Raw genomic sequence first — 21205 nt, 5'->3', positions numbered from 1 at the left:
CGCCGACGTTGACGTAAACCGGCGGGCGCGTCATTCGATGCAGGGGTGGCGCGTCCGCGATTCGAGACGCCTGCGCCCCGTTGCGGGAGGCGTTGCGCGTGGCGCAGGCTGAGGCGAGGTCTCTGAAAGAGCTGAGCGGCCTGGAGCGGGCCGCCATCCTGCTGCTGGTCCTGGGCGAGGAACACGGCGGGGCGCTGTGGGAATCCCTGGACGACGACGAACTGCGAAAGGTCTCCCTCGCCATGTCGACGCTCGGCACCGTGCCGGCGTCGCTGGTGGAGCAGGTGCTGGCGGACCTGGCCGGGCAGACGAACCGCCTCACGGTGGTGGGCGACTACGAGCGCACCCAGGAGCTTCTGTCGAAGCTCCTGCCCAAGGACCGGGTCGGCCCCATCATGGAGGAGATCCGCGGCCCGGCGGGACGCACGATCTGGCAGCGCCTTTCGAACGTGCAGGACCACCTGCTGGCCAACTACCTCAAGACCGAGCATCCGCAGACAGTGGCCCTCATCCTCTCGCGCATCAAGGCGGAGCATTCCGCCAAGGTGCTGGCCATGCTCCCAGAAGACTTCGCGACGGATGTGATGCTGCGCATCCTGCAACTCGACACCGTGTCCAAGGATACTTTGGACCAGGTCGAGGACAGCCTGCGCACCAACTTCATCGCCAACCTGTCGCAGACCACCCGCAGGGACGCGCACGATCTCCTGGCCGAGATCTTCAACTCCTTCGACCGGACCAATGAATCCAAGTTCATGGAGGCCCTGGAGCGTAGCGCCTTCAAGTCCGCCGAGAAGATCCGCGCGCTGATGTTCACCTTCGAGGACATCACCAAGCTTGATCCCAACTCGGCCCAGGCGCTGGTGCGCGCCATCGACAAGACGGACCTCGCCAAGGCGCTCAAGGGGGCCAGCGAGTCCACCAAGAACTTCTTCACCTCCAAAATGACGACGCGCGCGGCGACCATCTTCAACGACGAGATGGCCGGCCTCGGCCCGATCCGCCTCAAGGAGGTGGACGAGGCGCAGCAGAAGATCATCGCCACGGCGAAGGCCATGGCCGACCGGGGCGAGATCATCATCGCCAAGACCGGCAACGAGGAGGACGTTGTCCTCGAGTGAGGCGGCGCAACCGGAGGGAGCGGCGCCGGAAATGATCGCCTCAGGGCTTTGCAACTGAAAGGCGCAGCAGAAAATTAACGCAGCCGGAAGTAGGTTTCAGGGTGGGCAGACCCCTGAAACGGCTTCCATGTTCCGCGTCGAGTATTCCCGACTTCGCTTCCTGGTTGTCGATGACAACACCTACATGCGCCGCATCCTGAAGACGCTTCTTCACGGATTCGGGGCGCGCGAGGTGTTCGAGGCCGAAGACGGCGCATCCGCGCTGGACGCCTTCGCATCCCATTACCCGGACATCGTGTTCACGGACTGGGAGATGCCGCTCATCAACGGCATCGACATGACCAAGCTGATGCGCTGCTCGGACAACAGCGTGAACCCCTTCGTGCCCATCATCATGGTGTCCGTGCATTCGGAGCGGCATCGCGTGATCGAGGCGCGGGACGCCGGCGTGACCGAGTTCCTGGTCAAGCCGCTCTCGGCCACGGCCCTGCACCAGCGAATCCTCGGGGTCGTCGCCCACCCCCGGCCCTTTATCAAGACGGCCAGCTATTTCGGCCCAGACCGCCGCCGCACCAAGGCGGCCGAATACACCGGCCCTGAGCGCCGGAAGGGCGAAGAGGAAAGCCAGATCATTCCGGCCAAGCCCGTTCTCGTGAGTTACTCCAATGGTTGAGATCCCAGCGGCTGCGGCGGCGCCCCATCTCGAATCCCAGGAGGAGTACAGCGACCACGCTGTGCTTCATCCGAAGCCGCGCCTGCGGGAGAAGGCGCTCGTGAAGTCGCAGCGGCCGACGCCGACCGACGACGCCGACATGATCGCCCGCGCCGAGCGAGCCGTCGACGCGCTCGCCCCCAGCTTCGGCAAGTGGATGGCCCAGTCGGCCGCGACTCTTCTGGAATCCGTAGAGGGCTTCGGCGAAGCAGGTCCGCAGAGCCCCGAGGAGGTGGAGGCCCTCCATCTGCTCGCGCAGGACGTTCGCGGACAGGCCAAGCAATTCGGCTACACCGTCGCGGCCCAGATGGCCACGGGGCTGTGCGACCACCTCGCCCATGGCGAGGTGGACGTCCCCATGGTGGTCGTTCGCCGCTACGCGGAGGCCATCGCCTCCGTGGTGCGCGCCGAGGTGAAGGACGCGCCCAACGACATCGCCCGCGAGCTTGTGCGGCAGCTCGGCGTCCTGTCCGCCGAGTTCCGTAGTCGTCGGGCCGCCGAGAAGGCCCAGGCAGCAGCGGCCGAAGCCGCCAAGGACAATCCCGGAGAAACCGAGTGAGCTTTGACCGCAGCAAGCCCGTCCTGGTGGTGGACGACACCTACGCCATCGTGCGCATCGTGCGCACGCTGCTCAATGCGCAGGGCGTCCTGGACGTGGAAGGGGCGGGGAGCGGCCCCGAGGCGATCCGCAAGCTGAGCCAGAAGGAATACGGGCTGGTCGTCTGCGACTACTACATGACCCCGATGAGCGGGGCCGACCTCAAGCTCATCATGGACGGCCGCCCCGAATGGGCCGGCATTCCCTTCCTGCTCATGACCACCAACGACGCCGGCGCCAAAGCCAAGCTCGACCGCCCGGGCGCTCCTATCCTGATCCAGAAGCCTTTCACGGCCGAGGCTCTGCTCGCCGCCATGGACCGGGCTGTCAGCGCGGTCGCGGCCTGAACGCCAGGACGTTATCGCGAGAGCCGTGCGCCGGCAGTGATCTTCTTGTACATCGTATCGATGGCCTTCTGGATGTCCTCGCCAGAAGACGCGGTGAAAACAAAGTCCGGGTCGGTCGCGCACCGGGCCATGTTTTGGCGGATGCTGCCTCTCAGCTTGTCGCGAATGAAGATGAACCGCTCATCGCTCGTCTCCGACGGAATGACGTAGTCGGTCGTCAAGGTCATGATGTTGGCGCTTTCCGGGAACGCCCGACAATACGACCCATCGAACCCCTGCACGGTCTCCTTGGTGGTGTGCGAAGGCTGACGTTTCCGAAAATTGGGGTCGAGATCGTAGTCGCCCTCGTAAACGCCCTGGCGGTTCGGCTTTTCATAGACGTCGTCTTCGACGCCGTCGGTGAAGAGCATTACATACAGCTTGCGATCGTTGGGTGACATGCCCTTGCCTCCGCGGCTGGGCAATTGGGCCGCGATCTGCGGGAGTGAGGCATAGAAATTCGTGCCGGCGCCCGCGACATGCATTTGCAGCTGCGACAGCGTCTGCCTGGCCTGCCCCAGATTGGTGGTCGGCGTAATGTCCAGCCGCGGTCGATTGCTCACCGTGAACACGGTCAGGCGGATCTTCTCCCCTCTGATCTTTTCCGCCTCCGAAACAATGCGCGTCAGCGCGCTTCGAACGACATCGAAACGCGATTGCGCGGGGCGACCGCTCGCGGTTCTCGTTGACGGCAGCAGCGCCGTCTTCCCGATGGTGTGGCAGGCGAAGACGCAGGATTCGTCGTTGTCCTTGCTGAACTTGAAGGTGCGGGCCATGGCCTCCTGGTCTTCCGCGGAAGCGCCGATGCCCATGGAGCCCGACGCGTCCACGATGGCGACCAGGTCAACGAACTGCGAGCCGTTGGACTTGGACTCGGCCATGCCGGACACCCGGAGGCGATCGCCCATCAGAAAGCGCCCGAAGTTCACCAGGTAGGCCGATTCCCAGGACAGGCGTACGGTGACGGTCATGTCCGGGTCGACCGTCGCCACGGCGTTGATTGAGGTGAAGCCCAGCCCCGCCTTGGCGGCGGAATCTCGCATCGTCGTGACGGCGACTTCCTGGCTCCTGGCGATCTGCGCATTGCTGTCCGTGGAGAGCATCGCGGCATTGCTGACAGCGGCGAGCGCCGCCGCGTCCGCAAGGACGTCGAGCTTGCTTTTCATGCGGTTGGCGCCTGTCAGGTCAACAGCGACGCCAGCGAAGGTCAGCAAGACTGGCAGCAAAATCACAAGCATGACCGCCACGGCGCCGGTTTCAGCCTGGCCAAATCGCGTCAGCATAGGGCGGGAAAAAAATCGCGGCATACTCGACAGTGTCCTGTCCCAGGGCCAGGCTGCGGAAGGCAGTCAGGCTGTGCAGTCGGGTCAGGACGAGCATAGCAATAAAACAATTCACAAATATCAAATGTGAGCGCCTAAATTCGGCGGCCTTGGGTCCAGGGGCTTTCAAACTGGGCCGGGAATGTTGGGCAAATTCTTTCGGAGCGGCTCGCGCGTTCGCGGGCGAGCGGCTTCAGCTCTCGACAATGATGTTCGAGCGCACAACGCAGGCAGGCCGAGCAACCGCTTCGCCTCGGACCTTGCATGTCGGAACGCGTGCTTGCCGGCTACGACCGCCTCTCGGGCGGTGGTCCGGCGAGGCGCTTCTCACGCCACCTTCAGCACCGCCTTCACGCGCTGCTGCAGCGCGTTGGCGTCCACCGGCTTCAGGATGAAGGCGTCGACGTTCAGGCTCTTGGCCTGGCGCACCGTGTCCGAGGAGGTCTCGCTGGTCGCCATGATCACCGGCGTGCCGCGCAGGACGGGGTGGGAGCGCACCGCCTTGAGCAGGCCGAGCCCCGAGATGCCCTCCATGTGCAGGTCGGTGATGATGAGGTCGTAGCGGGTGGTGCTGAGCTTCTTGATGGCTTCTTCGCCGCTCTCGGCGCCGTCCACCGTCTCCATGCCCATCTGGATCAGGGCGAAGCGGACGAGGCCGCGCATGCTCTTCTGGTCGTCGACGACCAGCACTTTCTTGGACTTCAGGTCGGCCATGGCCTCAGGCTCCCGCGTGACGCGACGCCCGGCCGCGCGGCGCGCCGGACAGGATGTGGTCGGCGATGCGATCGAGGGGGAGGACCTGGTCCACGGCCCCGATCGTGACGGCCGCTTTCGGCATGCCGTAGACCACGCAGGTCGCCTCGTCCTGCGCGATGGTGTGCGCTCCGGCCCTGCGCATGGCGAGGAGACCGTCCGCGCCGTCCCGGCCCATGCCGGTCAGCAGCACGCCGGAGGCGGCGGAGCCGGCCTCCTGGGCCGCCGAATGGAACATGACGTCGATGGACGGCTTGTGCCCTGAAACGGGGTTCTCGTCCGTGAGCCTCGCTGCGTAGCCCCCGGGCTTGCGCACGATGTGCAGGTGGAAGCCGCCCGGCGCCACCCACACCGTCCGCGGCGCGAGCCGCTGGCCGTCCTGGGCCTCGAAGGCGGGAAGCCCGGTGGTCTGGGCCAGGCGGGTGGCGAGCCGCGGCGTGAAGCTCGGGGGCATGTGCTGCACCACCACGATGGGGCAGTTCACGCCGCGCAGGCCCTCGACCACCTTGCACACGGCCGGGACGCCGCCCGTGGACGCGCCGATGCAGATGACGTTGTCGCCATCGAAGCTCGCCGCGCTGGCCGCGGAGGCGGCTGCGGAGGGGCGGGGCGCCAGCACCGGGCTGACCAGCGTCGGGCCGGTCGGGCCCTTCCGCAGCTTGCTCTGGGCCGCCCGCAGCAGCCCGGCGGCCGTGTCGCGCAGGAAGCGGTCGATCTCGGCCGGGCGCCCATCCGGCTTCTGGATGCAGTCGATCGCCCCATTCTCCAGGGCGGTCAGCGTCAGGTCCGCCGCCGCGTCCGTATGGCCCGAGACGACGAGCACCGGAATCGGACGCAGAGCCATCATCTGCTTCAGGAAGTCGATTCCGTTCATGCCCGGCAGCTCGATGTCGAGCGAGATGACGTCGACCTCGAACGAGGGCTGCCGCAGGACCTCCCAGGCCTCCTCCGCGCTCTCGGCGGAGCCCGCCAGCACGAGCCCGTCCGTCTCCTCGACGATGGCGCCGATCAGCCGGCGGATCGTGCGGGAGTCGTCGACCACGAACACGCGATAGGGATTGGCCGGGCGAAACATCAGAAGAACTCCACGTCGCCGGCGGGCTGCTGCCGGACGAAGCTGCGGCGATAATTCTCTTCCTGCTGCGTCACGCTCACCGCGCTCGACTTGTCGAGCTCCTGCACCCAGGCCCTGCCGGTGGAGGGCTGGTAGCGGATGCGCCGCGGCGCGGTGCCGCCCACGGAGCGGGCCACGATGGGGATCCCCTCGGTCTTCAGGAAGCGCTCGACGAAGGTGATGTTCTGCTCGCCGATCTTGAGCATGCTGCTGCCGCCCAGCACGCGGGCGCCGCCGAAGATCTTGACCTCCAGCCGGCCGCGCTGGCCGCCGCGGCGATAGATGCTGTTGAGCAGCTGCTCCATGGCGTAGTCGCCGAAGCGCATGGCCTCGTCCCCGCCCATGGCCACGTCGTGGCTGTCGCTGGAGGGCAGCAGGAAGTGGTTGACGCCGCCGACGCCCGTGATCGTGTCGCGCGCGCAGGCCGCGACGCAGGATCCGAGCAGCGTCACGATGATCTGGTTCTTGTCGTCGGTGACGTAATGGTCGCCAGGCGCAACGGACACGATTGTTGCGCCCGTTGAATCCTGGAAAGAGCGTCTCGACGGGGGCAGGGAGGTTCCGGGCAGGGCCATCAACGCCTCCGATAGATAGTGCGCCCGATCAGCTCGAAGGCCGGATGAGGCGGAGACAAGGATTCCGAGTGGCCGAGGTAAAGCCAGCCGCCCGGGCGCAAGAGGTCGACGCAGCGGTCGACGATGCTCTTCTTCGTGGGGGCGTCGAAGTAGATCATCACGTTGCGGCAGAAGATCACGTCGAAGGGGCCGCGCATGGGCCACTCCGTGATGAGGTTCAGCTGCTTGAAGGTGAGGTGACGCCTCAGGGCCGCGCCGATCCTGACCGTGTCGGCTCCGGCCGGCTCGCACAGCAGCAGCGGCTTCAGGTCCGCAGGCGACCGCTCCACAACCTCGCGGGCGTATTCGCCGCGCTCCGCCTTGTCGAGCACGTCCGTGTCGATGTCCGTCGCCAAGACCCGCAGGTCGATCGCCTTCGGCGGCTGGGACGCGTGCACCATGGCGGCGATGGAGTAGGGCTCCTCGCCAGTGGAGGACGCGGAGGACCAGATGCGCACGCGGGAGTTGTGTTTCAGGGCGCGCGAATAGGAATCCGGCAGGGCCTCGCTTCGAAGATGGTCGAGGTGGTGCCGCTCGCGGAAGAACGCCGTGTGATTGGTGGTCAGCACATTGAGCAGGCTGGGCAGCTCCTTGTGCCCGTCGCTGCTCCGCAGCAGTTCGCAATATTCCGCCACGGACCGGAGCTGCAGCGCCCTCAGGCGGCGCATGAGCCGCCCCCGGATCATGGCGGACTTGTGAGCGCGGATGACGATGCCCGCCTGATCGCGCGCGATGCCGGCGATCAGCTCGAAGTCGCGATCGGACAGGGCGTAATCGGATTCGTCTGCGGCGAGACCGTGCACGGCCGTTCCTCGGCAATAGCTGGATGGGCGAAGCGCGGGGGGAACGCTGCGCGAGACGAGGGCTAGGGGGAGGGGGAGGGGCCTAGACGGCCACTCCCAGGTGATCAGCCATGGTCGGCAGCTTGCGGCCCGACTGGGACAGCGCCGGCAAGGCGTCGACATCCAGGATCAGGGCCACAAGGCCGTCGCCCAGGATGGTGGCGGCGGACACGCCCTCCACCCGGCGGAACGAGGACTCGAGGTTCTTCACCACGACCTGCTGCTGGCCGACGATCTCGTCCACCGCGATGGCGAGCCGTGGCACCGTCTCGGTCTCCACGATGACGACGATGGGCTCGTCGCCGATCGCCCGGATGCCGAGCAGCTGCCGCAGCTTGAGCAGGGGAGCGATTTCGCCGCGGAGCTGGAGGATATCGCGCCCGCCAGGCAGCGGCTCCACGCTGGCCGGGTCGAGCTGCATGGTCTCGACGATGGATGACAGCGGGAACACGAAGCGCTCCGTGCCGGCCCGCACGATCATCCCGTCGAGCACCGCCAGCGTCAGCGGCAGGCCGAGCGTGAACTTGCAGCCGCGGCCCGGCGTCGATTCCACGGTGATGCGCCCGCCGAGCGCCTCCACGTTCCGCCGCACCACGTCCATGCCGACGCCGCGCCCGGAGACGTCCGTGACCTGCTGGGCTGTGGAGAGGCCGGGGTGGAAGATGAGGTTGTCGGCTTCCTCGGGCGACGGCTCGGCGTCGGGGGCGAGCAGCCCGCGAGCCTTGGCCTTGGCCACCAGCTTCTCGCGGTTGATGCCGCGCCCGTCGTCGGTGACGCAGATGAGGATGCGCGAGCCGCGATGCTCGGCCGAGACCCGGATGGTGCCATCGGCCGGCTTGCCGGCCGCGATGCGCTCCTCCGGCGGCTCCAGGCCGTGGTCCATCGAGTTGCGGAGCATGTGGATCAGCGGGTCCGCCAGTTCCTCGACGATGGTCTTGTCGACCTCCGTGTCCTCGCCGGCGAGCACGAGATGGGCCTTCTTGCCCAGCGTGCGCTCGAGTTCGCGCACCAGTCGCGGCAGGCGCTGGAATACGACCTTCACGGGCTGGGCGCGCACCGCCATGACGTTGTCCTGCAACTCGCGCGTCTGCCGCGCCAGGCTGAACAGGGCGTCAACGAAGGAGGCGGCCTCGCGCTTGGCGAGCACGCCTGCGCGCTCGGACAGCATGGACTGCGTGATGACGATCTCGCCGACCAGGTTCATCAGGCGGTCGATGCGCTCGAGGTCGACGCGGATCGTTCCGCCGGACGTGCGCCGCTGCGCCGGGGCGGGAGCTGCGGGCGCAGCCGCGGCGGCGGGAGCGGCCGGTGTCGCCGGCTCGGCCGCGGCTTCGGCCGCGGGCTTGGCTTCGGCGGTGGGGGACGCAGGCGCGGCGGCGGCTTCAGGCGCCGCAGCCGGAGCAGGGGCCTCTTCGGCCGCCTGCGAAGCGTCGTTGATCGTGAATTCCTCGTCTGCCAGGAAGGACTCCAGCGCTTCGACGATGTGCTCGGGACCGTGCTCCGTCTGGAGCTCGATCGTCCAGCGCATCCAGCAGTCCATGGGGTCGAGAGACGCGATGAGCGGCACCTGCGCAGTGTCGCAGGTGACCTCGAGGTCGCCCAGGTGCCGCAGGGCGTCGAAGATCATCCGCGGATCGATCGCCCGGCGAAAGAATTCGCGTTCCGGATTGAGATGGATCGTGACCTTGCGGGCCCTGCCGGCGGACGCCTCGGCCGCAGCCGGAGCGGGGCTGGCCGCGGCCGCAGGGGCCGGGGCGGGCTCGTCGTCGAGCCGGATCTCGTCGCCGGCTTTTGGCGCATGGGTCTTCTGGCCGCCGGCCATCGCCTGGAGCGCCGCCACCAGCGCCGGGGCGACCGGAACCGACCGGCCGTCGCGCGCGGCGCTGATCAGCTCGCTCAGCACGTCGCCCGCCTGGAGGAGCATGTCGATCGGCGCCTCGTCGATGGCCACCCGGCCGGAGCGGAGCGCGTCCAGGCAGGCCTCGAACATGTGGGCGAATTCGACGAGCTCCGTCAGCGCGAAGGCGCCAGCGCCGCCCTTGATCGAGTGGACGGCGCGGAAGGCGCCGTGGATGTCATCGGGCGTCGCGCGCCCCTCGCCGATGGCGGCGAGATGACCTTCGAGCAAGCCGATGAACTCATCGCACTCGTCGAAGTAGATGTTCCTGATCTCGGCAAGAGCGTCCATGGGCGGGCTACTTCTTGAAACGCGTGAGCATGTCGAGGAGACGCTGCGGATCGAAGGGCTTCACCATCCAGGCGGTGGCGCCCGCCTTGCGGCCCTCGGCCTTGATCTCCGCCCCGCTCTCCGTTGTCAGGATGATGATCGGCACTCCGCCGCCGTCGGCGCGCGAACGCACCGCGCGCGTGAACTCGATCCCGTCCAGGACCGGCATGTTCAGGTCCGTGATGACGATGTCGGGCCGGTGGTCCGCGAAGCGGGCGAGGCCCTCTTCGCCGTTCTCGGCCTCCACCACCTCGTAGGAGGCGGCGCGCAGCGTCCTGCAGAGGAGCTCGCGAAGGGTTCGCGTGTCGTCGATTGCCAGAATGCGCACCGGTTACTCCATCGGAATCGTCATGAGGTCGGCGAAAAGGCCGTACCCTTGGAAGGCGTCGATCATGGCGGGGCTGGGTGAAACCAGCGTAAAGCCGTGTCCGGAATCGCTCGCGGTCCGCCCAGCGGACAGAATGACTTGCGCCAGGATGGGCGACATGTCCTCCGCAGCCGAGGCATCCAGCTTGATGTCCTGGCCTGCGGCGAACGCGTCCTTGATTTTGCTGAAGAGGTCCATGACCTCGTCGCGGTTCGCCGTGCTTCCGAGCGTCAGATCGACCACGCCGCCCTCCGGGTGCTATTCGCTGGCGAAATTAAGCGTCGAAACTTAACAAAGGTTTTAGTCGCGCATCCCCGAATTGAATTTATGCAAAGGACTCAACTTCCGGACGTCAAAAGAATTTTGCGATTGGGCCACGAGGCGTGGTGGCTCGCCCGCAGCCCGCTTGCAGTCAACTGATCGTGTTGATTGTTGATATAAATCACGAAATTTACGGAGCTTTCACATTTGTGACGGCTAATCGCTCCGGTTGAGCGGGGGCTGAATCGCACGCAAAGGTGCGTAGCGGTCGCCGCTGCGGCAGGAGCTCACGGCATGCAAGCATCCCCGGATCCAGGCCTCATCGCGAGCGCCGGCGCCCCGCAGTTCATCAGGATCGTCACGTTCCTGGTCGATGATCGCCAGTTTGGCGTGGAGGTCGGCCTCGTCAGGGAGATCAAGGGCTGGCAGGAGACAACGCCTCTCCCGAACACGGCCCATTATGTCCTCGGAGTCCTGAATCTCCGCGGCACCGTGATCACGGTCTTCGACTTCAAGGCGCGTCTCGGTCTGGGCCGCTGCGCGATCTCACGGGCCAGCGTCATCCTGGTGCTGGATCTCGGCGGCCAGCCGGTGGGGCTGCTCGTGGACGCCGTTTCCGACATCGTCGACATCCCTCGAACCGACCTGCGGCCTCCTCCAGAGACCCATGGCGTCGAAGAGGTCCTGCTCGGCCTGGCGGTGCGGGGCGAGCGCGTGATCGCGCTCCCCAACCTGTCATCGATGATCGGCTTCCTGCCGGAAGCCGCGACCTCCGGGTCGATCCAACACTGAAATCCGAGCGGCGCGACGCCGAACTCACGCACGCAGCAATGGGGGTTGAAGGTGGCGACCACAAAGCTCGTCCAACGGGCGGCCAATATGACGATCGGAATGAAGATCGTCTCCATTCTGTGCATCGTGGCCATCCCGTTCGCCATGATGACCGGTCTTTTCATCAACCAGGTCCTCAAGGACATCCATACGGCGAATGAGGAGGCGGCCGGCCTGCGCCAGCTTCAGCCCGTTTGGCAAGCCTATGTGGGAGCAGGGTCTGCAGATCGCGCCGCCGGCGCGGGGCTGTCGGATATCCCTGCGGCCTCCGGGTTCTCGGCTGCGATCGCAGTCGGCAAGCCGCGCGCCGAAGTGCTCGAGGCAGGCCGCCTGGCCATCCAGAAGATCGCGGACACCTATGGCCTGACGCTCGATCCGGACCTGGACAGCTATTATGTCGGCGACATGGTCGTCTCTCGGCTGCCGCTGATCGTCAGCGCCGGTGCGGACCTTCTTCGCGCCGGAGGCGAACTGGCCAAAGGCGGCCCGGTCTCCGGGGGCCACGCAAGCGACCTGCGGTTCGATCTGGCCATGATGCGGGACTCGGTCGATGGGCTCGCATCCGATTACACGACGGCTGTCGGGGGCAACAAGGACGGCTCGGTCGCCAGCGGCATTGGGCCCAACGTCGAGCGGGTGAAGGTCAAGTTCAAGGCGGTCGCGGGCGCCGCGGAGCCCGTGCTGAAGGCGCTCGAGGCGGGCCAGCCTGTCACGGCCGCCGCGCTCGAACCCCTTCTCGACGGGCGGTGTCCGCAGCTTTGGTCGACAAGCTGCTCGCGGCGCGCATTTCGCGCATCGAAGCCGACGCGGCCTGGAAGCTGATCCTGTCCGGGCTGTGCGTGGCCGGCGCGCTTGGCGCCGCCCTGCTGGTGGTCCGCTCCATCCGCCGCCCGGTGGCCGACGTCATCGAGGCCATCCAGCATTTCCAGAATGGCGACTACAGGGCTGAGATCCGGCACACGGAGGCCACCAACGAGGTCGGCGAAATCGCTCGGGCTCTGAAGCACCTGCAGTCGCTCGGCGAGAACCAGGCGCTGACGGTCGCGGCCATGGACGGCTCGCCCACGATGATGATGATCACCGATCCCAGCGAGCGGATCGTCTACGTCAGCCAAAACCTGCGGCGGCTGCTCCTCGCCCTGGAGCCCGCCATGCGGCAGGCCCAGCCCGATTACGCGGTTGACCGGCTCGTGGGGCAGCACATCGACTTCTACCGGCGCAACCCGAACCTGAAGCGCGAGGTGATAGCCGACGACGGCAAGAACCGGAAAGCTCGCTACATCGTCGGCGACCGCACGCTGGTGATCGACATGGTGTACATCCATGGCCGCGGCGGGGAAGTGATCGGCCACACCATCGAGTGGCGCGACCTCACGGCCGACCTCGAGGCCCAGGCGCAGATCGCCTCGCTGGTCTCGGCCGCTGCCCACGGCGACTTCTCCAAGCGCCTGAGCCTGGAAGGCAAGTCCGGCTTCGTGCGCGAGATCGCCAGCGGGCTGAACAACGTGTCCAATGCTGTCGAGACCGCCGTGACGGAGTTCGCCTCGGTCATGAGCTCCGTTGCCGAAGGCGATCTCACCCGCATGGTGGACGGCGCCTACGAAGGCGTGTTCGGGGAGCTGCAGCGCAGCATCAACGGCACGGTGGAGCGCCTGTCCGAGACCGTCGGCACCATCCAGGTCACGTCGCTCGACGTCACCACCGCCGCCACGGAAATCAACAGCGGCGCCGAAGACCTGTCCAAGCGCACGGAAGACCAGGCCTCGTCGCTGGAGGAAACGGCCGCGACCACCGAGCAGCTTGCCGCCTCGGTCAAGGCCGCCGCGATGTCGTCCCGCAACGCCGTCCAACTCGCCGAGGACGCGATGCGGGTCGCCGAGAACGGCGGCGCCATCGTGAACCAGGCCGTGGACGCAATGACCCGCATTGAGCAGGCCTCGCAGAAGATCTCCGACATCACCTCGGTGATCGACGACATCGCGTTCCAGACCAACCTCCTGGCCCTCAACGCGGCCGTGGAAGCCGCCCGGGCCGGCGAGGCCGGCAAGGGCTTCGCCGTGGTCGCGTCGGAGGTCCGGACCCTGGCCCAGCGCTCCAGCGAGGCGGCCAAGGACATCACCGGCCTGATCGGCTCCTCCACCCAGGAGATTTCGGAAGGCGTGAAGCTGGTCCGCTCCGCAGGCGACGTGCTGGGGCAGATCGTCGACGCCTCGCAACGCGTGGCCGGGACCGTCAACGAGATCTCGGCGGCCACCTCCGAGCAGGCCAACGGCATCGAGGAGATGAGCCAGGCGGTCGCCCACATGGACGAGATGACCCAGCAGAACGCGGCCCTGGCGGAAGAGAGCGCCGCCTCGGCGGCCTCGCTCTCCAGCCAGATCCAGCGCCTGAACGGGCTCGTGGCGTCCTTCAGGACGCGCCAGGAGCTCCGTCGCGAGCCGGTCCGCTACGCGGCGGGCGGCGGCTCCTCCGCTCCGGCCACGAGGCCTGCGGCGAAACCTGCGCCCAAGCCTGCGGCCGCGCCCGCGCGTCCCGCTCCGGTCAAGTCGGGAGCGCCCACGCCGGCGGCGAAGGGCCCCAGCGAGCCCGAGCGGCTGCGCCGCCTCGCCGCTGAGGCCTTCGGCGGCGGCTCCAAGCCGACGGCCTCCAGGGCGCAGGGCGGCTGGGAAGAGTTCTGAGCCCGCGATCCGGGCACAGCAAAAAGGAAGCCCCGCGCCATCGGCGCGGGGCTTTTTCGTTGCGCGCTCGACGCGCCCGTCATGCGCGCTTGCGCAGCGCGTGCTCGATCTCGCCCACCACGCCCCGGCGGAACAGCAGCACGCAGGCGACGAAAATGGCGCCGATCAGGACGGTGACCGGGAAGTCCATGGCGGCCAGATAATTCTCCAGCGTCACGACGATCAGCGCGCCGACCACGGGCCCCAGCATGGTCCCGATGCCGCCGAGCAGCGTGATGAGGACCACCTCGCCCGACATCTGCCAGGTGATGTCGGTGAGGGACGCCAGCTGGAAGACGAGCGACTTCGCGCCGCCGGCCATGCCCGCCAACGCCGCCGAGATCGTGAAGGCGATGAGCTTGTAGCGCTGCACGTCGTAGCCCAGCGAGATGGCCCGAGGCTCATGCTCGCGGATGGCCTTCAGGATCTGGCCGAACGGCGAGTTCACGATCCGCCACAGGGCGAACATGCCGAACAGGAAGAGCACGAGCACGAAGCCGTACATCGCCATCGGCTTGTTCAGGTCGAGGACGCCGAACAGCATGCCGCGCGGCACGCCCTGGATGCCGTCCTCGCCGCCCGTGAAGGGCGCCTGCAGGGCGATGAAGAACACCATCTGGGACAGCGCCAGGGTGATCATGGAGAAGTAGATGCCCTTCCGCTTGATCGCCAGATAGCCGACCAGTACGCCCAGGAAGCCGCCCGCGACCGCCCCGAGGACCACGCAGAGAAGCGGATCGAGGTGCCAGACCTTGGCCGCGTGCGCCGAGACGTAGGCGCCGGTTCCGAAGAAGGCCGCGTGCCCGAAGGAAAGCAGCCCCACATAGCCGATGAGCAGGTTGAAGGCCGCCGCGAACAGGGCGAAGCACATCAGCTTCATCAGGAAGACGGGATAGATCCCCAGCGGGGCGACCAGCAGCAGCACCACCAGCCCGGCCGCCGAAAAGCGGCCCCAGGTCTCGGAATTGGTGCGGACGCCGGCCGGACCGGCGGAAACGGTCGTCGCAGTCATCTCATTCTCCCCGACCGAACAGGCCCGCGGGCCGCACCAGGAGGACGATCGCCATCACCACGAAGATCACGATGGCAGACGCCTGCGGATAATACACTTTGGTGAGCCCCTCGAGCACGCCGAGCATGTAGCCGGTGACGATGGCGCCCATGATCGAGCCCATGCCGCCCACCACCACCACGGCGAACACCACGATGATGAGGTTGGACCCCATCAGCGGGCTCACCTGGTAGATCGGCGCCGCCAGCACGCCCGCGAACCCGGCCAAAGCCACGCCGCCCGCATAGGTGAGTGTGACCAGCAGGGGCACGTTGATGCCGAACGCCTGAACCAGGGCGGGGTTCTCGGTCGCCGCCCGCAGGTAGGCGCCGAGCCTCGTGCGCTCGATGATGAACCAGGTGGCGAAGCAGACCACGACGGAGGCGACCACCACCCAGCCGCGGTAGATGGGCAGGAACATGAATCCGAGATTCACGCCGCCCTGGAGCTGCGGGGGAGGGGAGTAGGGCTGGCCGGACGAGCCGTACCAGTGCCGGAACATACCCTCGATCACCAGGGACAGGCCGAAGGTGAGCAGCAGGCCATAGAGCGGGTCGAGGCCCGCGAGCCGCTTGAGGGTCGTCCGCTCGATCACCACGCCGAGCAGCGCCACCGCGATCGGGGCGAGCACGAGCGCCGCCCAGTAGTTGATGCCGAGCTTCGTCAGGGCCAGCCAAGCCGTGAACGCGCCCAGCATGTAGAGCGCGCCATGGGCGAAGTTGATGACGTGCAGCATGCCGAAGATCACGGCGAGGCCGAGCGACAGCAGGGCGTAGAAGGAGCCGTTGATGAGCCCGATCAGCAGCTGCCCGTAGAGGGCGGCCGTCGGGACGCCGAAGATGGTCGTCATCGCCTCACACCCCCAGATATTCGTGCAGCGAGCCCATGCGGGCGTCGAGCTCGGCCGTGGCGAACTTGTCCACCACCTTGCCGTCCTCCATCACGAAGAAGCGGTCCGCCAGCTTGGCCGCGAACCGGAAGTTCTGCTCCACGAGCACGATGGTGTAGCCCTGGGTCTTGAGGGTGCGGATGAGTTCGCCGATGCGCTGCACGATCACGGGCGCGAGGCCCTCGGTGGGCTCGTCCAGCAGCAGCACCTTGCAGCCGGTGCGCAGGATGCGGGCGATCGCCAGCATCTGCTGCTCCCCGCCGGAGAGCTTGGTTCCGGGGCTGCTGCGCCGCTCCTCCAGGTTCGGGAAGATGCGGTAGATCTCTTCGATGGACATGCCGCCCTCGGCGATCTTCGGAGGCAGGGTGAGGTTCTCGTCCACCGACAGGCTGGCGAAGATGCCGCGCTCCTCCGGCACGTAGCCGAGGCCGGCCCGCGCCACCTTGTGCTGCGGCAGGGCCAGCAGGTCCTGCCCGCGCAGCGTGATGGCGCCCTTGCGCTTGCGCACGATGCCGACGATGGAGCGCAGCGTGGTGGTCTTTCCCGCGCCGTTTCGGCCCAGGATCGTGACAGTCTCGCCCTCGCGCACGTCGAGGGACACGCCGTGCAGGACGTGGCTTTCGCCGTACCAGGCTTCCAGGTCTTTGATTTCCAGAATAGGGGCTTGAGCCAGCATCTCAGGCCTCCTCCAGGCCCATATAGGCCTCGCGGACCCGCGGGTCCTGCGACACCGTCGCGTAATCGCCTTCGGCGATGATCTCTCCGCGCTGCAGCACCGTGATCGTGTCGCAGAGGTTGGAGACCACCGAGAGGTTGTGCTCCACCATCAGGATGGTCCGGCCCACGGCCGCCTTGCGGATCAGGCCGACCACGCGATCGATGTCCTCGTGCCCCATGCCCGCCATGGGCTCGTCCAGCAGCAGCATGGTGGGCTCCAGCGCCAGCGTGGTGGCGATCTCCAGGGCGCGCTTGCGGCCATAGCTGAGATCCACCGCCGGCGTGTCCGTATAGGCGTCGAGGTTGAAGTCGGAGATCAGCTCCCGCGCGCGCTCGTCGAGCTGCCTCAGGATTTTGTCGGACCGCCAGAACTGGGTCGCCAGCCCCGCGCGGCGCTGCAGGGCGACGCGGATGTTCTCCAGCACGGTGAGGTGCGGAAACGTCGCGGAGATCTGGAAGGAGCGCACCAGACCGCGGCGCGCCACAACGGCGGGCTGCTCGTTGGTGACATCCACGCCGTCGAAGCGGATGGTCCCGCTGGAGGGCGTCAGGAACTTCGTCAGCAGGTTAAAGACCGTCGTCTTGCCGGCCCCGTTCGGGCCGATCAGCGCGTGGATGGACCCGCGCTTCACCGCGAGGTTCACGTTCTTGACGGCGATGAAGCCGAGGAACTCCTTCGTGAGCCCCTGGGCCTGGAGGATGATGTCTGGCGCTGGCATGCAGGCAGGCCCCGTTGTGGCTGCAGTTCCGTCTCCCGCAGGGCGGGACGGCGGCAGGGGGAGGCGGCGCGCCTGCCGACGGGGCGGGGCTGCGCCCCTCGCCCCGCCCCGCTCCCCATGGCGGGGAGGGGGCGCGCCGCGAGCTCGCCTCGTGGCTTACTTCGTCAGCGGGCAGCCGCTCTCGGCCGCCGTGAAGAAGGCCTTGTCGCCCGGGATGGTGGCGAGCTTCTTGTAGTAGTCCCAGGGCTTCTTGCTCTCCTCGGGCTTCTTGACCTCGAAGAGATACATGTCGTGGACCATGCGGCCGTTGGCGAGCACCTTGCCGTTCTGGGCGAAGGCGTCGTCGACGGGCAACTCCTTGAGCTTGGCGGCGACCTTCTCGGTGTCCTTGCTGTTGGCCGCCTTCACGGCCTTCAGGTACGACAGCACGGCCGAGTAGGTGCCCGCGTGGATCATGCTGGGCATGCGGCCGGTCCGCTTGAAGAAGCGCTCGCCGAACTCGCGCGACTTGTCGTCGTTGTCCCAGTAGTAGCCTTCGGTGAGCACCAGGCCCTGCGCCGCCTTCAGCCCCAGGCCGTGCACTTCGGCCAGCGTCATCAGCAGGCCCGCGAGCTTCTGCCCGCCGGCGGTGATGCCGAACTCGGCCGCCTGCTTCACCGAGTTGGTGGTGTCGAGGCCGGCGTTGGCGAGGCCCACGACCTTGGCGCCTGAGGCCTGCGCCTGCAGGAGGAAGGACGAGAAGTCGGTCGTGTTCAGCGGATGGCGCACGGAGCCAAGCACCTTACCGCCTTCCTGCTTCACCAGCTTGGTGGTGTCTTCCTCCAGCTGGTAGCCGAAAGCGTAGTCGGCCGTGAGGAAGAACCACGTGTCGCCGCCGGACTTGGCCAGGGCGCCGCCCGTGCCCACCGCGAGCGCGCGGGTGTCGAAGGCCCAGTGGAAGCCGTAGGGCTGGCAGGCGTCGCCGGTGATGCGCGAGGTCGCCGCGCCCACCACGATGTCGATCTTCTTCTTCTCCTTCGAAAGCTCCTGCACGGCAAGCGCCACGGACGAGGTGGTGAGCTCCGTGATCATGTCCACGCCGTCGACGTCATACCACTGGCGGGCGATGTTGGAGCCGATGTCGGGCTTGTTCTGGTGGTCGGCGGAGACGAGCTCGACCTTCTGTCCCAGGACGGAGCCGCCGAAGTCCTCGATCGCCATCTTGGCGGCCTCGACCGACCACTTGCCGCCGTAGTCGGCGTAGACGCCTGACTGGTCGTTCAGGATGCCGATCTTGACGCCGTCGGCCGCCTGGGCGGACACGGCCCCGGCCAGCGCAAGCGCGCCGAACGCGACGGAGAAGGCGAGGGATTTCACGGCGGAAGCCGCCGTCGTTGCGGTGCGTTTCAAGTCACTTCCTCCTTGGCGGCGCCGGGGTTGCGCCGAAGCCGCGGCCGAGCCGCGATCTTTTTGCTTGTCTGGTATCCGCCCTGAGCGGAGCGGCTGAGCGGAGGATAGTGCGCGAATAGGCGCTTGCAACTGCCTCCCTCACAAAAGCTCGAGCATTTTTGGGCGTTTGGCCCTTATTTTCTGTCGGATTAGACGAAAGTAGAAGACGCTTACGCGAACGGATGCGTCGCCTCGTCGAGTCGGGTCAGCAGGGCGGCCAGCCCGGCCTCGTCGACGCGCAGCGCCGCCTCGCCCGGGGACACCCACTCCAGCCGCCGCACCCCCGCTTCACGGAAGCGCTTCACCTGCTTGGCCACTTGGAGAGGATAGACCTGGACCGTGACGAGCACGAAGTGCTCTTTGAGGCGCTTCCAGTACTGGTAGCTCCCAAGGGGCTTCTTGGCAGCCTTGCCTTTGACGCCCGCCTCCTCCAGCGCCTCCTGTGCGGCGGCCTCGTGAGGCTTCTTGCCCTTCATGGGCCAGCCCTTGGGAATGACCCACCGCCCCGTCTCGCGCGAGGTCGCCAGCAGGACCTCCAGCCGGCCATCCCGCTCCCGGTAGGGCAGCGCCGCATACTGGGCCAGCGCGCTCGGATCCAAGCGTCGCTCCTTGTCCGTTTCAGCCGCTCCGCCCGCAGCGGCCGCGCTCTGCGATTGATCCATGCAACGACCCTGGGACCGGAGCGTTTGTGCCCCCATATCGGACGAGTCGAAGGGAACGATGCTGCACATGCCAAGTGATGTCGAGGAGCCTCGAAGTCCGAGGGTGGTCTCCGCCGAAAAGGCGCCGCGCGCCCTCGTGCTGGTGAACCCGAACAGCCGTCGCGGCGCGGGCTCGGCCGAAGCCGTCGCCAAGCGCCTGTCGGGCGCCGGCCTGGCGCACTCTGTCGAGACGTTCTCCAGCCCGGAGGAAGTGTCCTCCGACATCGTGCGCCGCGCCGCGGAGGTCGACCGCGTGATCATCTGCGGCGGCGACGGCAGCGTGAACGCGGCCGGTCCCGGACTGCTCGAGACAGGCTTGCCTTTTGGGATCGTCCCCCTCGGCACCGGCAACGACCTCGCGCGCACCCTCGGGCTGCCCGAGGACCTCGACGCCGCCGTGGATGTGATCGTCGCCGGCAAGATGCGGCGCATCGATGTGGGCCTGGTGAACGGCAGGCCCTTCTTCAACGTCGCCAGCCTGGGCATCTCGACCGAGCTCGCCCGCACTCTCACCCCGGACATCAAGCGCCGCTGGGGACGCTTCGGCTATGCGCTCGCGGCCATGAAAGTGCTTGCCAACGCCCGGCCGTTCACCGCCACGATCGTCGACAAGGGAGAGCCCATCCGGGTGAAGACCTTCCAGATCGCGGTGGGCAACGGCCGCTACTACGGCGGGGGCATGGCTGTGTCCGAGCAGGCCGCCATCGACGACGAGCACCTCGACCTCTACAGCCTCGAGCTCAGCGGCGTATGGAAGTTCGCCCTGATGATCCGCGCCTTCCGTACGGGCTCGCACGGGGCCTGGGAGGAGGTGCGCACCGTGCGGGGTCTCGAGTTCGATATTTCGACGCGCAAGCCGCGACCTGTGAACTGCGATGGCGAGATCTGCGCGCATACCCCCGCCCATTTCAAGGTGCTGCCGAAGGCCCTGACGGTGTTCGCGCCCTAGCGGGCCGCGGGGGCGACGGGCTCCCGCTCCATCGCTTCGCCGATCTCCATCGGATGGGCCATCACCTGCCGCAGCTTGCCGGGGTCGAGTTCGCCCTCCCACCGGCTGACCACCACGGTCGCGACGCCGTTTCCGACGAGGTTGGTGAGCGCCCGGCACTCGCTCATGAACTTGTCGATGCCGACCAGGATCGCCAGCGATGCGATCGGAATGTCCGGGATGATCTGCAGGGTGGCCGCCAAGGTGACGAAGCCGGCGCCGGTCACTCCCGACGCGCCCTTGGACGTCAGCATGGCGATGAGCAGGATGGTCATCTCCTGCCCGAACGTCAGGTGCGTGTTGGTCGCCTGCGCCAGGAACAGCGTGGCCAGGGTCATGTAGATGTTGGTGCCGTCCAGGTTGAAGCTGTACCCGGTCGGGATCACCAGCCCGACCACCGACGGCGAGGCGCCCAGCCGCTGCATCTTCTGGATCATGTGCACGCCAGGCGCGCGGCGGTCGCGGGCTCCTGGAACAGCACGAGCCCGAGCATCGCGGTGCCCACCGCGCCCACCCCCGTCCACACGGCGTAGGCTGTGCCCAAGGGGAGGTCGCGCAGGGCGATGCCGAGCAGCCCCAGGCTCACCGCCATGGCGGCGAGGCACGCGACCGAAGGCCACAGCTTCGTGAAGCCGTCGGTATATTTCAGCAGCACCGCCCAGGCCACCTCGAAGAGGCCGGCAAGCAGCAAGACGAGCCAGGCCAAGATGGCTCCTTTCAGGGTCAAAAAAGGGAGAAACCTGCGCCGCGCTTCGAAGTCCCGGCGCCTCGACCCTCAATTGGATGGAGAAGAACTCGGCTCCGGCTACTTCCGAAGGGGGCTGTGGCGCGGACGTCACGCCGCCCT

The 21205-nt window shown here is 67.2% G+C and carries 23 protein-coding genes and 1 pseudogene; 8 read left to right on the top strand and 16 right to left on the bottom strand.

All coding sequences use genetic code 11. The annotated features are described in order from the left end of the window. The first annotated feature begins 98 nt into the window (after positions 1-98). From fliG to SLNSH_RS16220, 4 genes are all read left to right on the top strand, one after another. The gene (gene fliG, locus SLNSH_RS16235) at positions 99-1121 is read left to right on the top strand and encodes a flagellar motor switch protein FliG (RefSeq protein ID WP_245422379.1); all 1023 of its coding nucleotides are present in this window, start codon (positions 99-101) and stop codon (positions 1119-1121) included. A 127-nt stretch (positions 1122-1248) separates the two neighbouring features. Then, the gene (locus tag SLNSH_RS16230; protein WP_106338058.1) at positions 1249-1794 is read left to right on the top strand and encodes a response regulator; all 546 of its coding nucleotides are present in this window, start codon (positions 1249-1251) and stop codon (positions 1792-1794) included. Beyond that, on the top strand, positions 1787-2392 hold the full coding sequence (locus SLNSH_RS16225) for a hypothetical protein (protein ID WP_106338057.1): 606 nt from the start codon (positions 1787-1789) through the stop codon (positions 2390-2392). Before SLNSH_RS16230 ends, SLNSH_RS16225 begins: the two co-directional genes overlap by 8 nt. Further along, positions 2389-2778 carry a response regulator gene (locus SLNSH_RS16220; RefSeq protein WP_106338056.1) on the top strand — a complete coding sequence of 130 codons (390 nt, stop codon included), beginning with the start codon at positions 2389-2391 and terminating at the stop codon, positions 2776-2778. Before SLNSH_RS16225 ends, SLNSH_RS16220 begins: the two co-directional genes overlap by 4 nt. Positions 2779-2789: 11 nt before the next feature. Here SLNSH_RS16220 and SLNSH_RS16215 read toward each other — a convergent pair whose 3' ends face one another. From SLNSH_RS16215 to SLNSH_RS16180, 8 genes are all read right to left on the bottom strand, one after another. Continuing rightward, positions 2790-4124, bottom strand: coding sequence for a TadE/TadG family type IV pilus assembly protein (locus SLNSH_RS16215; RefSeq protein WP_106338055.1), 1335 nt, complete (start codon positions 4122-4124; stop codon positions 2790-2792). Between the two features lie 342 nt (positions 4125-4466). Further along, the gene (locus SLNSH_RS16210) at positions 4467-4853 is read right to left on the bottom strand and encodes a response regulator (protein ID WP_106338054.1); all 387 of its coding nucleotides are present in this window, start codon (positions 4851-4853) and stop codon (positions 4467-4469) included. 4 nt (positions 4854-4857) lie between these two features. Further along, on the bottom strand, positions 4858-5967 hold the full coding sequence (cheB, locus tag SLNSH_RS16205; protein ID WP_106338053.1) for a chemotaxis-specific protein-glutamate methyltransferase CheB: 1110 nt from the start codon (positions 5965-5967) through the stop codon (positions 4858-4860). Next, positions 5967-6512, bottom strand: a complete 546-nt coding sequence (locus SLNSH_RS16200) for a chemoreceptor glutamine deamidase CheD (protein WP_158266780.1) — start codon at positions 6510-6512, stop codon at positions 5967-5969. The genes cheB and SLNSH_RS16200 overlap by 1 nt, the downstream gene beginning before the upstream one ends. Before the next feature lie 68 nt (positions 6513-6580). Next, the gene (locus tag SLNSH_RS16195) at positions 6581-7423 is read right to left on the bottom strand and encodes a CheR family methyltransferase (protein ID WP_245422378.1); all 843 of its coding nucleotides are present in this window, start codon (positions 7421-7423) and stop codon (positions 6581-6583) included. An 82-nt stretch (positions 7424-7505) separates the two neighbouring features. Then, the gene (locus tag SLNSH_RS16190; RefSeq protein ID WP_106338050.1) at positions 7506-9650 is read right to left on the bottom strand and encodes a chemotaxis protein CheA; all 2145 of its coding nucleotides are present in this window, start codon (positions 9648-9650) and stop codon (positions 7506-7508) included. Between the two features lie 7 nt (positions 9651-9657). After that, positions 9658-10017 carry a response regulator gene (locus SLNSH_RS16185; RefSeq protein ID WP_106338049.1) on the bottom strand — a complete coding sequence of 120 codons (360 nt, stop codon included), beginning with the start codon at positions 10015-10017 and terminating at the stop codon, positions 9658-9660. A gap of 3 nt (positions 10018-10020) precedes the next feature. After that, complete coding sequence (locus SLNSH_RS16180) at positions 10021-10299, bottom strand: STAS domain-containing protein (RefSeq protein WP_106338048.1); 279 nt, start codon at positions 10297-10299, stop codon at positions 10021-10023. 312 nt (positions 10300-10611) lie between these two features. Here SLNSH_RS16180 and SLNSH_RS16175 point away from each other — a divergent pair, with 312 nt between their 5' ends. From SLNSH_RS16175 to SLNSH_RS16170, 3 genes are all read left to right on the top strand, one after another. Beyond that, on the top strand, positions 10612-11109 hold the full coding sequence (locus tag SLNSH_RS16175) for a chemotaxis protein CheW (RefSeq protein ID WP_106338047.1): 498 nt from the start codon (positions 10612-10614) through the stop codon (positions 11107-11109). 87 nt (positions 11110-11196) lie between these two features. Beyond that, complete coding sequence (locus SLNSH_RS24920; protein WP_158266779.1) at positions 11197-11970, top strand: hypothetical protein; 774 nt, start codon at positions 11197-11199, stop codon at positions 11968-11970. Further along, positions 11895-13826, top strand: coding sequence for a methyl-accepting chemotaxis protein (locus tag SLNSH_RS16170; protein ID WP_158266778.1), 1932 nt, complete (start codon positions 11895-11897; stop codon positions 13824-13826). Before SLNSH_RS24920 ends, SLNSH_RS16170 begins: the two co-directional genes overlap by 76 nt. A gap of 79 nt (positions 13827-13905) precedes the next feature. Here the strand turns inward: SLNSH_RS16170 and SLNSH_RS16165 are convergent, their stop codons facing one another. From SLNSH_RS16165 to SLNSH_RS16140, 6 genes are all read right to left on the bottom strand, one after another. Beyond that, a complete protein-coding gene (locus SLNSH_RS16165; RefSeq protein ID WP_106338045.1) occupies positions 13906-14877 on the bottom strand; it encodes a branched-chain amino acid ABC transporter permease in 972 nt (323 codons plus the stop codon). A 1-nt stretch (position 14878) separates the two neighbouring features. Further along, the gene (locus SLNSH_RS16160) at positions 14879-15766 is read right to left on the bottom strand and encodes a branched-chain amino acid ABC transporter permease (protein WP_106338044.1); all 888 of its coding nucleotides are present in this window, start codon (positions 15764-15766) and stop codon (positions 14879-14881) included. Positions 15767-15770: 4 nt separating this feature from the next. Next, a complete protein-coding gene (locus SLNSH_RS16155; protein ID WP_106338043.1) occupies positions 15771-16481 on the bottom strand; it encodes an ABC transporter ATP-binding protein in 711 nt (236 codons plus the stop codon). 1 nt (position 16482) lies between these two features. After that, on the bottom strand, positions 16483-17241 hold the full coding sequence (locus tag SLNSH_RS16150) for an ABC transporter ATP-binding protein (RefSeq protein ID WP_106338042.1): 759 nt from the start codon (positions 17239-17241) through the stop codon (positions 16483-16485). Positions 17242-17397: 156 nt separating this feature from the next. Beyond that, a complete protein-coding gene (locus tag SLNSH_RS16145) occupies positions 17398-18597 on the bottom strand; it encodes an ABC transporter substrate-binding protein (protein ID WP_106338090.1) in 1200 nt (399 codons plus the stop codon). Positions 18598-18839: 242 nt separating this feature from the next. After that, on the bottom strand, positions 18840-19268 hold the full coding sequence (locus SLNSH_RS16140) for an NUDIX hydrolase (RefSeq protein ID WP_245422377.1): 429 nt from the start codon (positions 19266-19268) through the stop codon (positions 18840-18842). A gap of 130 nt (positions 19269-19398) precedes the next feature. Between SLNSH_RS16140 and SLNSH_RS16135 the strand changes: the two genes are divergently transcribed. Then, positions 19399-20319, top strand: a complete 921-nt coding sequence (locus SLNSH_RS16135; RefSeq protein ID WP_106338089.1) for a lipid kinase — start codon at positions 19399-19401, stop codon at positions 20317-20319. Here SLNSH_RS16135 and SLNSH_RS16130 read toward each other — a convergent pair. Both SLNSH_RS16130 and SLNSH_RS16125 read right to left on the bottom strand, forming a co-directional pair. Continuing rightward, positions 20316-20795, bottom strand: a pseudogene (locus SLNSH_RS16130) (cation:dicarboxylate symporter family transporter); the annotation flags it as partial. The gene SLNSH_RS16135 and the pseudogene SLNSH_RS16130 sit on opposite strands and share 4 nt — an antisense overlap. Further along, positions 20792-21064 carry a DMT family transporter gene (locus SLNSH_RS16125; protein WP_106338040.1) on the bottom strand — a complete coding sequence of 91 codons (273 nt, stop codon included), beginning with the start codon at positions 21062-21064 and terminating at the stop codon, positions 20792-20794. The gene SLNSH_RS16125 and the pseudogene SLNSH_RS16130, both read right to left, overlap by 4 nt. Between the last annotated feature and the right edge of the window lie 141 nt (positions 21065-21205).

Origin of the sequence: Alsobacter soli, from assembly GCF_003004785.1 — a bacterium.
GTDB classification, from domain to species: Bacteria; Pseudomonadota; Alphaproteobacteria; order Rhizobiales; family Beijerinckiaceae; genus Alsobacter; species Alsobacter soli.
This window is presented reverse-complemented; position numbering and strand designations above follow the sequence as displayed.